The organism is Streptomyces sp. NPDC030820 (genome assembly GCF_055572075.1).
In genome coordinates, this window is record NZ_JBVIEB010000008.1 from 58,635 (window position 1) to 73,543 (window position 14,909).

14 protein-coding genes are annotated in these 14,909 nt (G+C 70.7%); 2 read left to right on the top strand and 12 right to left on the bottom strand.

Annotated elements, in window-relative coordinates; all coding sequences use genetic code 11:
* Window positions 1-59: 59 nt before the first annotated feature.
* The 3 genes from ACZ418_RS22600 to ACZ418_RS22610 form a co-directional block, all read right to left on the bottom strand.
* The gene (locus tag ACZ418_RS22600; protein WP_468365644.1) at window positions 60-1,430 is read right to left on the bottom strand and encodes a peptidase C39 family protein; all 1,371 of its coding nucleotides are present in this window, start codon (window positions 1,428-1,430) and stop codon (window positions 60-62) included.
* A gap of 247 nt (window positions 1,431-1,677) precedes the next feature.
* Complete coding sequence (locus ACZ418_RS22605) at window positions 1,678-3,219, bottom strand: amino acid permease (RefSeq protein WP_468365646.1); 1,542 nt, start codon at window positions 3,217-3,219, stop codon at window positions 1,678-1,680.
* A gap of 52 nt (window positions 3,220-3,271) precedes the next feature.
* A complete protein-coding gene (locus ACZ418_RS22610) occupies window positions 3,272-4,228 on the bottom strand; it encodes a hypothetical protein (protein ID WP_468365649.1) in 957 nt (318 codons plus the stop codon).
* 219 nt (window positions 4,229-4,447) lie between these two features.
* On the opposite strand from ACZ418_RS22610, the gene ACZ418_RS22615 reads away from it, so the two are divergent.
* Both ACZ418_RS22615 and ACZ418_RS22620 read left to right on the top strand, forming a co-directional pair.
* Entirely contained in the window at window positions 4,448-5,068 is a 621-nt protein-coding gene (locus ACZ418_RS22615) for a uridine kinase family protein (RefSeq protein WP_468366533.1), read from the top strand.
* A gap of 426 nt (window positions 5,069-5,494) precedes the next feature.
* Complete coding sequence (locus ACZ418_RS22620; RefSeq protein ID WP_468365652.1) at window positions 5,495-7,357, top strand: AAA family ATPase; 1,863 nt, start codon at window positions 5,495-5,497, stop codon at window positions 7,355-7,357.
* A 102-nt stretch (window positions 7,358-7,459) separates the two neighbouring features.
* On the opposite strand, the gene ACZ418_RS22625 is transcribed toward ACZ418_RS22620, so the two are convergent.
* The 9 genes from ACZ418_RS22625 to ACZ418_RS22665 all read right to left on the bottom strand — a co-directional run bounded on the left by ACZ418_RS22625 (window position 7,460) and on the right by ACZ418_RS22665 (window position 14,808).
* Window positions 7,460-8,533 (bottom strand): hemolysin family protein, encoded by a 1,074-nt coding sequence (locus ACZ418_RS22625; RefSeq protein WP_468365654.1) that lies wholly within the window; start codon window positions 8,531-8,533, stop codon window positions 7,460-7,462.
* Window positions 8,530-9,864 carry a hemolysin family protein gene (locus ACZ418_RS22630; protein WP_468365657.1) on the bottom strand — a complete coding sequence of 445 codons (1,335 nt, stop codon included), beginning with the start codon at window positions 9,862-9,864 and terminating at the stop codon, window positions 8,530-8,532. Before ACZ418_RS22630 ends, ACZ418_RS22625 begins: the two co-directional genes overlap by 4 nt.
* A 225-nt stretch (window positions 9,865-10,089) precedes the next feature.
* The gene (locus ACZ418_RS22635; RefSeq protein ID WP_468365659.1) at window positions 10,090-10,542 is read right to left on the bottom strand and encodes a PH domain-containing protein; all 453 of its coding nucleotides are present in this window, start codon (window positions 10,540-10,542) and stop codon (window positions 10,090-10,092) included.
* A 15-nt stretch (window positions 10,543-10,557) separates the two neighbouring features.
* Entirely contained in the window at window positions 10,558-11,406 is an 849-nt protein-coding gene (hisG, locus tag ACZ418_RS22640) for an ATP phosphoribosyltransferase (protein ID WP_351809548.1), read from the bottom strand.
* A 54-nt stretch (window positions 11,407-11,460) separates the two neighbouring features.
* Entirely contained in the window at window positions 11,461-11,733 is a 273-nt protein-coding gene (locus tag ACZ418_RS22645) for a phosphoribosyl-ATP diphosphatase (protein WP_468365663.1), read from the bottom strand.
* 34 nt (window positions 11,734-11,767) lie between these two features.
* On the bottom strand, window positions 11,768-12,253 hold the full coding sequence (gene ribH / locus ACZ418_RS22650; protein ID WP_450983218.1) for a 6,7-dimethyl-8-ribityllumazine synthase: 486 nt from the start codon (window positions 12,251-12,253) through the stop codon (window positions 11,768-11,770).
* Between the two features lie 28 nt (window positions 12,254-12,281).
* A complete protein-coding gene (locus ACZ418_RS22655) occupies window positions 12,282-13,565 on the bottom strand; it encodes a bifunctional 3,4-dihydroxy-2-butanone-4-phosphate synthase/GTP cyclohydrolase II (RefSeq protein WP_468365666.1) in 1,284 nt (427 codons plus the stop codon).
* Entirely contained in the window at window positions 13,562-14,203 is a 642-nt protein-coding gene (locus ACZ418_RS22660) for a nicotinamide mononucleotide transporter family protein (protein ID WP_468365668.1), read from the bottom strand. The genes ACZ418_RS22655 and ACZ418_RS22660 overlap by 4 nt, the downstream gene beginning before the upstream one ends.
* A complete protein-coding gene (locus ACZ418_RS22665) occupies window positions 14,200-14,808 on the bottom strand; it encodes a riboflavin synthase (RefSeq protein ID WP_468365671.1) in 609 nt (202 codons plus the stop codon). Before ACZ418_RS22665 ends, ACZ418_RS22660 begins: the two co-directional genes overlap by 4 nt.
* Between the last annotated feature and the right edge of the window lie 101 nt (window positions 14,809-14,909).

A 14,909-nucleotide genomic window follows, 5' to 3' on the forward strand; every position in this document is an offset into this window, starting at 1 on the left:
TGCCACCCGCGACGGCGTTCGCGGGCGATGAGCTTGCTCACACGGTCGTGCTCACCTGGTCAGCGCACGCCCACCGCCGCGAGCGCCTTGCGCTGACGCGGGCTCGGGTGGGCCGGGAAGTAGAGGTAGCAGACTCCCCCGGTGCCGGAGACGACCTTGCCGGAGGCGTTGTACCGCTTGGTGCGCAGCCAGATGTTCTCGAACTCCCGGCGCAGATAGACCCGTCGTACCGCGTCGTCGCTCGGCGAGGCCGGATCGCCCGCGATCACGTCGCCGTCCGCGGTGAAGCCGATCACTGTCATCAGATGGCCGGAGGTGCCGTAGCCTGCGCCGGTCAGCTCGGTCTTCAGGAACGACTGGGACGTTATGGCCGGGATGCCGGCCGCGATCAGCGTCTCCAGGTCGGTGAGCGAGGCGAGGCGGGTGACCACGCCCTGGAGACCCTCGAAGGTGGCCGCGTAGGCGGCGTTGAACGGCCAGTTCCCGCAGCCCTCGTACTGGTAGTCGTAGGTGAAGCGGGCGGCGTGGTCCACCTGCGGGTCGGCGTACGCCGGGTCGACCCAGGACAACTGCTCGGGGGTGAGCCGGCCGCCCCAGTACTCGATGATCATCTGCGAGGAGGTGGGGCTGCACCAGGCCTCGCCACCGTTGTCGTACTGCGGGTACTGGCCCTTGTGGATCTCCTGCGAGTAGCGCGGGACGGCCAGTTCCTGGGCGAGGCCGGGGGTGGAGGCGGGGACCGTGAAGCGGTCGGGGATGTCGGACCCCATGGCGCCCAGCCGCCACACGGTCGGCGTGAGCCGCGTCCCCGGCCTGCGGTACAGGGTGAGGCGCAGCCGGTACGAGGTCAGGCGCAGGCCGGTGCTCGCGTCGTCGATGGCGAAGGTGTCGGTCCAGATGGTGCTCTTGCCGTCGCTCTGGCCGTCCACCGAGGTCCGCTTGATGTCCTGGTCACCGGCCGCCCAGCGGGCCATCACGTACCACGGGGTCGCGGTGCCGTCGGAGTACGTGCCCTGTAGTTCCACCTGGAGCCAGGTGCCGTCGGGGGTGTGGGCGTTCCAGGAGGAGACGACCTCGGTGGCGGGGACGGTGAGCTTGTGGACCGGGGAGGTCCAGGTGGCGTACTCCCAGGTGGCGGTCGTACCGGTGTGCGGGTCGGTGTAGTCGGTGCGGCCGGCGGGGGCGCCGAGCACGACGGCGGGGCGGGCGCCGGCGACGGCCCGGACACCCTGGGCGGCGCCGAGGCGCCACTCGCTGTACGTGGTCCAGGCGTGGTAGTCGATCGGGCGGGCCGGCGCCTGGCCGGGGTCGTCGGCCTCGGTGGCGGGTCGCTGCGTGGCGGCGGCAGCGGGGGCCGTTCCGCCGGCCACCGCGACGGCGACGGCTGCGGTGAGGACGGTTCTGCGGGACGGCTGTTGGGCTCTGCTCATGGGCGCGATTACCCCCAGGTGTCCGATGATCCGGTGCGGTGTGTGCGCCAACTATGGAGCAGGAGGCAGGGCGCTGCCAGCACTTCTGCGTGAGCGGCGCCATCAATATTGGTCTCGGCCACTGGAACGGCAGAGTGGGACGGCGACCAGTGCCCCGAACGGGCGCGGGGAACTGCGCGACCGGCCCACAGCCGCACAGTTCCCCGCAACCACCCGAGCCGGACGCCTCCTGCTGGGGTGCTCGGCGTCAGACGAGATCCATCGCGGCGACCTCGTCGGGCCGGCCGTAGCTGATCGGCCCCTGGAAGCGGCGGCGGGCCGTGGCGAACCACCACACCGTCGCCACGACCAGTACGGCGGCGAGCGCGATCGGCGCGTAGTTGAAGGAGTCGGACGTGATCGGCGAGGCCTGCGGCAGCATGAACAGAACGCTGCTGAGCACGATCCAGATCACGGCCAGCCAGCCGACCGGACGCCCCCAGCGGCCCAGGTGCCAGGGCCCCGGCTGGAACTCGTCACCGAGCCGGAGGCGAAGGAAGATCGGCACGGCGTAGGCGAGGAAGAGACCGACCACGTTGACGCTGACGATCGCGGTGAACGCGGTGTGCGACCACCAGCCGGGCACGACCAGGGCCACCGAGCAGGCGACCGCGAGCCACACCGCCTTCACGGGCGTACGGGTGCGCGGCGAGACCGAGTGCCACCAGCGGGAGCCGGGCATGGCGCCGTCGCGGGAGAAGGCGAAGATCTGCCGCGTGTTGCTGGTGAGGTTGGCGAGACCGCAGAAGAGCATCGCTCCGATGACGACGAGGAGCATGACCTTGGCGGTGCCGAGGCCGAGGCCGTCGATGAGAATCTGGACGGGCGGCGCGTCCGAACCGGCCACCTTGGCGTAGTCGCCGATGCTGTAGACCAGGGCCAGCATCAGGATCAGGCCGGTGATCGCCGAATAGCCGATGGAGCGGGTGATCCCCTTGGGCGCGTTGATCGTCGCGTGGACCGTTTCCTCGGACATGTGGAAGCTGCCGTCGAACCCGGTGAACGTCCAGCTGGTGACCAGCAGGCCGAGCATGCCGCCGTAAAGTCCGCTCGTGAAGCCGGTGTTGTTCTCGAAATGCGTCACGAAGGACACCGGCTGATGGTGATCGGGCATCACTATGAGTGCGCCCACGATCACGACGAGTCCGATCAGCAGCCACCACACGGAAATACGGTTCAGTACGGCGACGAGCTGCACGGTGTAGGTGTTGGCCAGGCCCTGCACGACGATGATCAGGGCCGTGATCAGCACCGTCTGGTGCGCCGTGGGCTGGTAGGAGGGCCACTGCAGGTGGATGAAGGCCTGGATGAAGGTGGCGGCCGCATAGCCCGTGGCGGCGGTGCCGCCGATCTGGCCCACGAAGTTCAGCCAGCCGGTGAACCAGGACCAGGCGCCCTTGTGCCGCTTTGCAAGTTTACCGGCGGAGAAATACAGGGCACCGCTCGTCGGATAGGCCGAGGCGACTTCCGCCATGGCCGCGCCGATGAGCAGCACCATGACGCAGACCCCGATCCAGCCGAAGACGAGAATGCGCGGCCCGCCCGCGTTCATACCGAATCCGAAGGACGAGAAAATGCCCGAGAGGATATTGATGATGGTGAAGGAGATCGCGAAATTGTCGAACGCCTGGAAGCGCCGGGTGAGTTTCCGCGGATAACCCATCGCATGCAGGGTCGCGTCGTCGTCGAGCACGACCGCGTCCGCGTCCGCGCGGGCCTTCGCGCGGGACGTCGATGTCCGTTCCGACACAGTTCGGCCTTTCTCTGAGTGAATCCGAGTGAATGGGCAGAGCATGTGCAGATCAGTCGGGCCGCGGGACGGGCAGGCCGCAGGCGCGGCGGGCCCGGGAGAGCTGTTCGGCGGGGTCGCCGAAGGCGCTCCAGGGCATGCGCGAGGCGTACGGACCCATCGCCGTGAACACCGCCCGGGCCTCGAACTCGCACCGGGCCATGACCAGGGCGTGCGCGAGGTAGGCCAGGTCGAGCACCGGCGTGAAGCGGTAACCGGACACCGCCGGCAGCCAGTTCTGGTAGATCGCCAGCGCGGTGGAGCGCCACTGCGGCTCTTCCCAGACGCGGTCGGCGAGCAGCTGGGTCGGGTTGTAGCTCTCCACCAGGGCCACCAGCGGCAGCAGCCGGAGGGCGGAGTCGGCGGGCGCCCGCTGGCTGAGGAAGGCGGCCACGTCCCAGGCCGCGTTCACCGAGCCGCCGTACCGCGTGAAGAAGGACGACAGGAAGCGGTGGTGGCCCTCGCGGTGCCAGGGGTCCAGCGACAGGACGTGCGCGAACAGCCGCCAGGGGCCGGGCGGGGCGGTGAGCAGACCCCGCGGGGCCGGGTCGCGCAGCCGATGCAGCCGGGCCATGGCGAGCTTGGCGACCCACGGCGTGGGGTCCTCGGGAGCCATGGCGGCGGCGCGGTCACAGGCGGTCAGCGCGATCCGCTCCAGCGCCTCGGCACGCTCGTCGCGGGCGTCGGCGGCCCGCAGCGCGCGCTGCACGGCGACCCGGGCCCACATCAGCGCCGCCTCGGGCGTCGGCTCCTCGGCGAGCCAGCGCTCGACCAGGTCGGTGCCGGCCGCCTCGGAGGCGAGGACCAGCGAGCGATGGGCGCGCAGGGCGAAGTCGGTGCGCGTCTCGGCGAGGGCCTCGTACGCGTATCGGTAACGCCCGGCGCGCACATCGACGCATACGCTCGCCAGGACACGGTCGTCGGCCGCCGGGTGCCACACATAGTGCCCTTCGAATAACTCCGTGGCCATGTCCCCCTGCCAGTCCCCGTACGGCGCACAGCGGTTGCGCTGGAGGCACCCTACTCAGCGGCGGGCACCCCCGGAACGCCTAATTCGACATATCGGTCAGGGGATTCGCGAATGTTTATCTGCGCCATTGACTGGCCGCCAGCCGATGGTTCAAAACGCGACCACTACTACACTGTTTCCGGAAAACCGCCCACACCGACCCACCCCGGGGGAACCACCATTCGCGACCTCGCCGCCCGGCTGCGCGGGCTTCCCCCCTCCCTCGGGCCGGTCCGGCTGATCGGCGTCGACGGACACGCCGGCTCGGGAAAGTCCACCTTCGCCGGGCACTTGGCCGCCGCGCTCGGCGGGGCCCCGGTGCTGCACCTCGACGACATCGCCAGCCACGAGCAGCTCTTCGAGTGGACCGACCGGCTCATGGCCCAGGTGATCCACCCGTTCGCCCGCGGCGAGAGCGCGTCCTACACCCCCTACGACTGGCGTGCCCGCACCTTCGGCGCGCCGCGCCCGCTTCCGGCGGCGCCCGTGGTGCTCGTCGAAGGGGTCGGTGCCGGCCGCCGGGCGCTGCGGCCGCATCTGGCGCTGCTGCTGTGGATGGAGCTGCCCCGGGAGGAGTCCTGGACGCGCGGCCGGCGGCGGGACGGGGATGAGCAGCGGGAGTTCTGGAGCGGCTGGGTCGAGGCGGAGCGCGCGCACTTCGCCGAGGACCCCTCGCGCCCCCATGCCGATCTTCTGGTACTGCAGACGCATGAGGGGTATGAGGTGCTGCCGGGGCCTGGGTCAACCCGTGAACCGAACCAAGGCGTCACCCAGAGTAACGGACCGTCCGCGTTGTGGTGAAGCCGTGAAGACCCTTGCGGAGGAACTTCTCGAACTGTCTCAACTCCGCTTGACCCGGGGGCCGTACAGGTCTTACGTTCTCAATGAGCGGTCATACGGACCGCCCCCTGACGCGAAGCCCCCGGTTGTTCCCCCGTGACCGGGGGCTTCGTTCTGCCCACGCACCCCTCTCCGGGCGCCCGGCGCACCGATCCGCTCACCCTCGGTCACCGAGCCGTCTCCGCCCGTCTGCTCCCACCTCGTCAAACGGCCTGTGCGGCACCCTTCGGCACGCGGTCGTCGCGCGGGTACGATGCCCACGGTGCGACCTTCGAGGCTGCCTGGCGCACCGGTAACTCCGGTCCGCGGCACGGCGGTTCGACCGCGGCGGCCGTCGGGCGACTGCCCGGTGGTGATCCACGGGGACACGGTCTGTGGGGGGACGGGATGGACTTCGGCACGCAGGGCCCCGAGGCCCCGGCCGACCTGGCCTGGCTGCGGGGTGTGGACGCCTACACGATGGGCGCCTATCCGCAGGCTGAGGAGGAGTTCCGCACCGCGGTGCGGATGGACCCGGGGATGGCCGACGGCTGGCTCGGGCTGCACGCTCTCCGGGTCGACACGACGACCGCACTGCTCAGGATGTTCCGGCACCGCGACCGCTTCGGCGAACAGCGCGCCCGGCACCGCAGAACGCTCAACTCCTGGTACTGGCTGGGCTGGTGGGTGCAGCCGGTACTGGAGAGCCCGCGCGATCTGCTGCTCGCGCACGCCTCGCACTGGCTGGACGGCCGGCACGTGCCCGAGCTGGACCGGGCCCTCGCCGGGCTGCCCCCGGTCGACACCGACCCGCAGGTCCGCTTCCTGCACGCCTGCCGCGCCTATCTGGTCAAGGACTGGGAACAGCTGGTACGGCACACCGACCCGCTGCTGGACGATCCCATGCTCGGCATCGAGGCGGGCCTGTTCGGCGGCATGGCCAGAGTCCGGCTGGAGACGTACGGGCAGGCCGAGCCCCTCCTTTCGGCGGCGCTGATGCGCTGCCGCAGCGAGCAGCCGCAGCGCAAGGAGCTGCGCTACTGGCTGGCGCGGGCGCACGAGGGCACGGGCCGCTCGGCGGCGGCGCTGCCCCTGTACCGGGCCGTGCACCGCGTCGACCCGGCCTTCATGGACACCTCGGCACGGCTGGCAGCGATCGCCGAGGGCGACGGGTACGACGACACCGCCGACCTGGCCGCGATCACCCTGACCGGTGCCGGGCAGGACAGCGTGGACGGGCCGGACGGATTCGATCCGCTCTTCGGCACCGAGGGCCGCGATCTGCGGCTGCCGGAACCGGATCTGCCGACGGGCCCCCTGCCGTCGGTGAGCGATCCGGCGGTGCGGGTGAAGTCCGGGGTCTCCTCCTCCCCCATTCCGGCCGGGCCGACCGATCCCGCGCTGCTGGAGGAGGCGCTCGCCGAGCTTGAGCGCATGGTGGGGCTGGAGCCGGTGAAACGTCAGGTCAAGGCGTTGTCCGCACAGCTGAACATGGCCCGGTTGCGGGCCGGGCAGGGGCTGCCGGTGCAGCCTCCGAAGCGGCACTTCGTCTTCTCGGGGCCGTCGGGGACCGGGAAGACCACGGTGGCCCGGATCCTGGGGCGGGTCTTCTACGCGCTGGGCCTGCTCGGCGGGGATCACCTGGTGGAGGCCCAGCGGGCGGATCTCGTCGGCGAATACCTCGGGCAGACGGCCGTGAAGGCCAACGAGTTGATCGACTCCGCGATCGGCGGGGTGCTGTTCGTGGACGAGGCGTACTCGCTGTCCAACTCCGGATACGGCAAGGGGGACGCGTACGGCGACGAGGCCTTGCAGGTGCTGCTGAAGCGGGCCGAGGACAACCGGGACCATCTGGTGGTGATCCTCGCCGGCTATCCGGAGGGCATGGACCGGCTGCTGGCCGCGAACCCCGGACTGTCCTCCCGGTTCACGACCCGCGTCGACTTCCCCTCCTACCGGCCGCAGGAACTCACCGAGATCGGGAAGGTGCTGGCCGCGGAGAACGGGGACGTGTGGGACGAGGAGGCGCTGGAGGAACTGCGCTCGATCGCCGGGCACGTGGTCCAGCAGGGGTGGATCGACGAGTTGGGCAACGGCCGCTTCCTGCGGACGCTGTACGAGAAGAGCTGCGCGTACCGGGATCTCCGGCTGTCGACGTACGCGGGGTCGCTGTCGCGGGAGGACCTGGCGACGCTGCGGTTGCCGGATCTGATGCAGGCGTACGGGGAGGTGCTGTCGGGGCGGGGGCCACAGGATCCGCCGGGTATCTGAAGCGCGCCCGAAGGCTTGCGGGACCGTGTTTGGTCCGCGGCTCCGCCGCGCGGGCGCGACCGGCCACGACGCACCCGCGCCCGCGCTGCTCCCCGCCCCCAGCTAGGAGGCGAGCACCTGTTCCGGCTCCCCGCTCACCCGCGGCTCCGGCATCTCCCGGTGCGCCGGATCCCGTACCTCGCCCACCAGCAGTTCCAGGACGTCCTCCAGAGCGACCAGACCCAGCACCTTGCCGGAGGCATCGGCGACCTGGGCCAGGTGCGTGGCCGCCCGCCGCATGACCGTCAGCGCGTCGTCGAGCGGCAGCTCGGCCCGCAGGGTGGTCATGGGGCGCCAGACGTGCTGCGGGACGGCGCGGTCGGAGTTCTCCAGGTCGAGAACATCCTTGACGTGGACATAACCCATGAAGGGCCCCTTGTCGGTCGCCGAGACCGGGAAGCGGGAGTAACCCGTGCGGGCCGTCAGCTCGACGATCTCGCCCGGGGTGACCGACGGGGCCACCGTGACCAGGGACTCCCGGGGCAGCAGGACGTCGGTCACCGGGCGGGAGCCCAGTTCCAGCGCGTCCTCCAGGCGTTCCCGCTCCTCGGGGTCGAGCAGGCCCGCCTGGCCGGAGTCCTCCAGCAGGCGGTTGAGCTGCTCGCTGGTGACGACGGCCTCGACCTCGTCCTTGGGCTCGACGCGGAAGAGCCGCAGGATGCCCTGGGCGCAGGCGCCGAGGGCCACGGTGATGGGCCTGCACAGGCGGGCGAACCAGACCAGGCCGGGGCTCAGCCACAGCGCCGCCTTCTCGGGGGCCGCCATCGCGAGGTTCTTCGGCACCATCTCGCCGATGACCAGGTGGCAGAAGACCACGGCGGCCAACGCGATGACATAGCCAAGCGGGTGGACCATGCCGTCGGGGAGGTGGACCGCCGCGAACACCGGCTCCAGCAGATGCGCCACCGTCGGCTCGGCCACCGCGCCCAGCGTCAGCGAGCAGACCGTGATGCCGAACTGGGCCGCCGCCATCATCTGGGGCAGGCGTTCGAGGCCGTGGAGCACCTGGCGGGCCCGGGCGGTGCCGAGCGGTTCGATCTGGCTGCGGCGCACGGAGACGAGCGCGAACTCGGCACCGACGAAGAAGCCGTTGGCGAGCACCAGCAGCGTGGCGAAGAACAGTTGGAGAACGCTCATCGGGCGGCCTCCATCACGTTCACCGACGGCGTCGTCCTGACCAGGCGGACCCGTTCGGCGCGGTAGTGGCCGACCTGGCGGACCGAGAGCCGCCAGCCGGGCAGTTCGGCCCGGTCACCGGGGGCCGGGATACGGCCGAGCAGGTCGGCGACGAGTCCGGCGACCGTCTCGTACGGCCCCTCGGGCACGTCGAGGCCTATGCGCTGGAGGATGTCGACGCGGCAGCTGCCGTCGGCGTCCCACGCGGGCCGGCCGTCCTCCGGCGGGGCGGGGGCCAGCTCGGGCATGTCCTTGGCGTCGTGCTCGTCACGCACCTCGCCGACGAGTTCCTCGACGATGTCCTCCAGGGTGACCACGCCCGCCGTGCCGCCGTACTCGTCGATGACGACCGCGATGGGCTGCTCGGAGCGCAGCCGGGCGAGCAGGGGCCGGACCGGCAGGGTCTCCGGGACCAGCAGCGCCTTGCGGGCGATGCGGCTCACCGGGGTGCGCAGCCGGTCGTGCACGGGGACCGCGAGGGCGTCCTTCAGATGGGCCATGCCCACGATCTCGTCGATCTTCTCCCGGTAGACGGGGAAGCGGGACAGGCCGGTGGCCCGGGTGAGGTTGACGACGTCCTCGGCGGTGGCCGAGTCCTGGAGGGCACTGACCTTCACGCGCGGGGTCATGACGTGCTGCGCGGTCAGCTCCCCGAGGGACAGGGTGCGGACGAACAGGTCGGCCGTGTCCTGTTCCAGGGCGCCGGCCTGGGCGGAGTGCCGGGCCAGGGAGACGAGTTCGCCCGGGGTACGGGCGGAGGCCAGTTCCTCGGCGGGTTCGACGCCGAGGGCCCGCACCAGCCGGTTGGCGACGGTGTTGAGCGCGGCGATCACCGGGCGGAACAGGCGGGCGAAGCGGTGCTGCGGGCCGGCCACGAACCGGGCGACCTGCAGTGGCTTGGACACCGCCCAGTTCTTGGGCACGAGCTCGCCGATCACCATCTGGATCGCGGAGGCCAGCAGCATGCCGACGACCACGGCGACACCGGAGACGGCGCCGTCCGGGAGGCCGGTCGCGGCGAACGGGCCGCGCAGCAGCTCGGCCAGGGCCGGTTCGGCGAGCATGCCGACGACCAGGGAGGTGATGGTGATGCCGAGCTGGGTGCCGGAGAGCTGGAAGGACAGCTCCTTGAGCGACTCGGCCACCCTACGGGCCCGTCGGTCGCCCTCGGCGGCCGCCTTCTCGGCCTCGGTCGCCTCGACGGTCACCAGGCCGAACTCGGCGGCCACGAAGAAGCCGTTGGCGAGGATCAGCAGGAAAGCCGCTCCGAGGAGCAGCAGGGAGATGGTCACGCTGCCACCGCCTTCCCGGTATGTCGGGTCGGGGCGGCGCAGGTACTACAGGACGATCCGTCCATCGCTGGAGGGAGTCACTCCTCGGGTAGCAGGAACCCCTGTGCACCGGGTGGTGCTCCAGGGGCGGGGCCGCAGCGAAACGGCCTCCGTCACCAGATTAATCAAGACACGGGCCGCTCGGGCAGGGTGGACGCCCCCGAGTCAGCCCCGATCTGCCGCCAGTCAGCCCTGATCTTCCGCCAGGTGGGCCGTGGAGCGGGCTTCGGCGAGGGCCCTGAGGGCCTGCGCGTCGGCGATGGCGCGCTGCTTGGCGAGGCCCGGCTGGATGCCGAGCGCGGGCAGGCTGGTGCCGTCGCTGAGGTTGAGGAACACCCAGGGATCCCCCGGACGGAGGTTCACCTGGACGATCTCCGCCCAGTCCAGGCGCCGTCTGCCGGCGATGTTGACCACGGTGACCCCGGACTCGTCGGCGACGACCTTGACCCGGGACAGCCGGGCCAGCACCCAGAAGATCAGCGCCCCGGTGACGACGAAGCTCGCCCGCTCCCCCGGGCCGAGCTTCAGCAGCATCGCGATCCCGGAGATGGTCAGGAAGATCACCACTCCGGCGGTGAGCAGGATCGCCCGGGTGTGGCCCGGCCGGAAGGTGACGGGAAGGGTGGGGGTGTCGGACATCTCGGTGCGCACCTCTTACAGGCGGCAGGCGTGGATGGCCGTGGTGAGGATGGCGCGGGCGCCGATGGCGTAGAGGTCGTCCATGATCCGCTGCGCCTCCTTGGCGGGGACCATGGCGCGGACCGCGACCCAGCCCTCGTTGTGCAGCGGGGAGACGGTCGGGGACTCCAGGCCGGGGGTGAGCGCGACGGCCTTCTCCAGCTGCTCGACGCGGCAGTCGTAGTCCATCATCACGTACGTCCGTGCGACCAGGACGCCCTGGAGGCGGCGCAGGAACTGCTGGACCTTCGGCTCCTCGCCGTCGGTGCCGGTGCGGCGGATGACGATCGCCTCGGACTTCATGATCGGCTCGCCGAAGACCTCCAGGCCGGCGTTGCGCAGGCTGGTGCCGGTCTCCACGACGTCGGCGATGACCTCGGCGACGCCCAGCTCGATCGCGGTCTCCACGGCGCCGTCGAGGTGGACGACGGAGGCGTCGACGCCGCTGTCCTCGAGGTGCCCCGCGACGATGCCCTCGTAGGAGGTGGCGACCGTCTTGCCCTTGAGGTCCTCGACGCCGTTCGCGGTGCCGGGCTTGGCGGCGAAGCGGAAGGTGGAGCGGGCGAAGCCGAGCGGCAGGATCTCCTCGGCGTCGGCGCCGGAGTCGATCAGCAGGTCGCGGCCGGTGATGCCCACGTCGAGGCGGCCGGAGGCGACGTAGATCGCGATGTCGCGCGGACGGAGGTAGAAGAACTCGACCTCGTTCACCGGGTCGACGATCCGCAGCTCCTTGGACTCGCGGCGCTGCTGGTAGCCGGCCTCATGCAGCATCTCCGCCGCAGGGCCGGACAGTGAACCCTTGTTGGGGACGGCGATGCGCAGCATGAGGTCGGCTTCCTTTGCGTGAAGGGGTTTCTACGGCGGTTACTGCGGGGCGGCTTACAGGTGGGCGTAGACGTCGTCCAGGGAGATCCCGCGGGCGACCATCATCACCTGGATGTGGTACAGCAGCTGGGAGATCTCCTCGGCGGCCGCCTCCCTGCCCTCGTACTCGGCGGCCATCCAGACCTCGGCGGCCTCTTCGACGACCTTCTTGCCGATGGCATGGACGCCCTTGCCGACCAGCTCTGCGGTGCGGGAGGTGGCGGGGTCGCCGTGGGCGGCCTTCTGCTGGAGCTCGGTGAAGAGCTCCTCGAACGTCTTCTTGGACATGGTGGTCCTTACCCTACGCGCTCCGGCCGGTGCCTCAGTGCCAGGGCTCGGATACTGAGCGGAGCGTGGCGGCGGTCGAGACCGCGGCGGTCACCGCCTCGTGGCCCTTGTCCTCGTTCGAGCCCTCCAGGCCGGCCCGGTCCAGGGCCTGCTCCTCGGTGTCGCAGGTGAGCACGCCGAAGCCGACGGGCACACCGGTCTCGACGCTGACCTGGGTGAGGCCCTGGGTGACGCCCTGGCACACGTAGTCGAAGTGCGGGGTGCCGCCGCGGATGACGACGCCGAGGGCGACCACGGCGTCGTAGCCGCGCCCGGCCAGCACCTTGGCGGCGACCGGGAGTTCGAAGCTGCCGGGGACCCGGATCAGGGTCGGCTCGTCGATCCCCAGGTCGTGCAGGGCGCGCAGGGCGCCGTTCACCAGACCGTCCATCACCTTCTCGTGCCACTGCGCCGCGATGACGGCGACCCTGAGGTCGCTCGCGTTGCGTACGGACAGTTCCGGTGCACCCTTGCCGCTCACGTGTCTCCTAAGTGCCTTGCTGTCGTGCTTACTGGTTGGCCGCCACGGCCGGGGTGTCCAGCCAGGGCAGGTCGTGTCCCATACGGTCGCGCTTGGTGCGCAGGTAGTGGAGGTTGTGCTCACCGGCCTGGATCGGCATCGGCTCCCGGCCGGTGACCTTCAGGCCGTGGCGCAACAGCGCGTCGGTCTTGTCGGGGTTGTTGGTCAGCAGCCGGACGCTGCGCACCCCCAGGTCGGCGAGGATCCGGGCACCGGCGCCGTAGTCGCGGGCGTCGGCGGGCAGGCCGAGTTCGAGGTTGGCGTCCAGGGTGTCGCGACCGCGCTCCTGCAGCTCGTACGCCCGGAGCTTGGACAGCAGGCCGATGCCGCGCCCCTCGTGGCCGCGCAGGTAGACGACCACGCCCCGGCCCTCCTCCTGGATGCGCCGCAGGGCGGTGTCCAGCTGGGGGCCGCAGTCGCAGCGCAGGGAGCCGAAGACGTCACCGGTGAGGCATTCGGAGTGGACGCGGACCAGGACGTCCTCGCCGGCGCCGAGGTCGCCGTGGACGAGGGCGACGTGTTCGACGCCGTCGACGGTGGAGCGGTAGCCGTAGGCGGTGAAGGTGCCGTGCTTGGTGGGCAGGCGGGTCTCGGCCTCGCGGCGGACGGTGGGCTCGCTGCTGCGCCGGTAGGCGATCAGGTCCTCGATGGAGATGATCGTCAGGCCGTGCTTGCGGGCGAACGGGATCAGCTCGGGCAGGCGCAGCATCCGGCCGTCCTCGCCGGCGATCTCCACGATGGCGCCGGCCGGACGCAGACCCGCGAGCCGGGCGAGGTCCACGGCGGCCTCGGTGTGGCCGTTGCGGACGAGGACGCCACCGGGCTTGGCGCGCAGCGGGAAGATGTGGCCGGGGCGGACGAAGTCGGTCGGCTCCGCCGTGCCGCTCGCGAGGAGCTGGAGCGTCGTCGCGCGGTCGGAGGCCGAGATGCCGGTGCTCACACCGTGCGCGGCGGAGGCGTCCACGGAGATGGTGAACGCGGTCTTCATCGACTCGGTGTTGTCCTCGACCATCTGCGGCAGCCGCAGCCGGTCCAGTTCCTCGCCCTCCATGGGGGCGCAGATGAGTCCCCGGCACTCGCTCATCATGAAGGCGACGATCTCGGGGGTGGCCTTCTCGGCGGCGATGACGAGGTCGCCCTCGTTCTCCCGGTCCTCGTCGTCGACGACCACGACCGGGCGGCCGGCCGCTATGTCGGCGATGGCCTGCTCGACGGGGTCGAGCCCGAAGTTCTCGATGGTGTCCATGTCGTACAGGGGCGGTGCCGAGGTCATGCCGGGGCTCCTTCCAGGACGGGCTGCGGATTCCTGCGGGAGCGCAGCCACCAGTCGCGCATGCCCCACAGGACGAGTGCGCCGTAGATGACGTAGACGAAACCGGAGAAGGCGTAGCCGTTGGCGAAGTTGAGGGGGACGCCGACGAGGTCGACCAGCAGCCAGGCGATCCAGAACTCGACCATGCCCTTGGCCTGGGCGTACATGGCGACGACGGTGCCGACGAAGATGTAGGCGTCGGGCCAGGGGTCCCAGGACAGCGACGGGTAGGCCGTGAAGAGCAGGGCCACCGCGACCGTGCCGGCGGCGGCCGCGCCGAGCATCGCCGCACGCTCGCGCCAACTGGCGAACCGGGGGGTGATGTGGCCGTCCTCGGCCCGGCCCTGGCTGCGCCGCCACTGCCACCAGCCGTACAGCGCGACGGCCATGACGACGGCCTGCTTGCCGGCGCTGCCGGTCAGATGGCCGTAGAAGGCGGCGAAGAGGACGAGACCGGAGAGGAACTGCACGGGCCAGGTCCACAGGGAGCGGCGCCAGCCGAGGGCGAGGGTGATCAGGCCGAGGATGTTGCCGGTCATGTCCGACCAGATGATGCGCTGGCCGAAGAGGGTGAAGGCCTCGGAGTTCAGCCAGTTCACTTGGTGGCTCCCTGGGCACGGTCGCCGAGGAGCCGCTCGACGTACTTGGCGACGACGTCGACCTCGAGGTTGACCGGGTCACCCGGCTGCTTCAGGCCGAGCGTGGTCAGGGCCAGGGTGGTCGGGATGAGGCTGACGGTGAAGTGGTCGGGGCCTGCGTCCACGACCGTGAGGCTGATGCCGTCGACGGTGATGGAGCCCTTCTCGACGACGTAGCGGGAGAGGTCCGCCGGGAGGGAGATCTTCACGATCTCCCAGTTCTCGGAGGGCTTGCGCTCCAGCACCTCGCCGGTGCCGTCGACGTGTCCCTGCACGATGTGCCCGCCGAGACGCGCGCCCACCGCCATGGGGCGTTCCAGGTTGACGCGGGAGCCGACGCCGAGCGCGCCGAGGCTGGAACGGTTCAGGGTCTCCGCCATCACATCGGCGGTGAACTCGTCGCCCTCGTGCTCCACGACGGTGAGACAGACCCCGTTCACGGCGATGGAGTCGCCGTGCTGCGCGCCCTCGGTCACGATGGGGCCGCGGAGCCGGAAGCGGGAGGCGTCGCCGAGGTTCTCGACGGCGGTGATCTCACCCAGCTCTTCGACGATTCCGGTGAACACTTCCCGGGTCCTCCTGCCTCTTCGGGCACGGACTCCGGGGCCTGTCGATGACGACAGAATGTACGGGTGAACACACCTGCGGCGACACCGAAAGAGGCCCG

What these genes read in the sequence shown, in the direction of transcription:
- ACZ418_RS22600 (WP_468365644.1), bottom strand. Translation starts at nt 1,430, where the DNA reads ATGAGCAGAGCCCAACAGCCGTCCCGCAGAACCGTCCTCACCGCAGCC.
- ACZ418_RS22610 (WP_468365649.1), bottom strand. Translation starts at nt 4,228, where the DNA reads ATGGCCACGGAGTTATTCGAAGGGCACTATGTGTGGCACCCGGCGGCC.
- ACZ418_RS22620 (WP_468365652.1), top strand. Translation starts at nt 5,495, where the DNA reads ATGGACTTCGGCACGCAGGGCCCCGAGGCCCCGGCCGACCTGGCCTGG.
- ACZ418_RS22625 (WP_468365654.1), bottom strand. Translation starts at nt 8,533, where the DNA reads ATGAGCGTTCTCCAACTGTTCTTCGCCACGCTGCTGGTGCTCGCCAAC.
- ACZ418_RS22635 (WP_468365659.1), bottom strand. Translation starts at nt 10,542, where the DNA reads ATGTCCGACACCCCCACCCTTCCCGTCACCTTCCGGCCGGGCCACACC.
- hisG (WP_351809548.1), bottom strand. Translation starts at nt 11,406, where the DNA reads ATGCTGCGCATCGCCGTCCCCAACAAGGGTTCACTGTCCGGCCCTGCG.
- ACZ418_RS22645 (WP_468365663.1), bottom strand. Translation starts at nt 11,733, where the DNA reads ATGTCCAAGAAGACGTTCGAGGAGCTCTTCACCGAGCTCCAGCAGAAG.
- ACZ418_RS22655 (WP_468365666.1), bottom strand. Translation starts at nt 13,565, where the DNA reads ATGACCTCGGCACCGCCCCTGTACGACATGGACACCATCGAGAACTTC.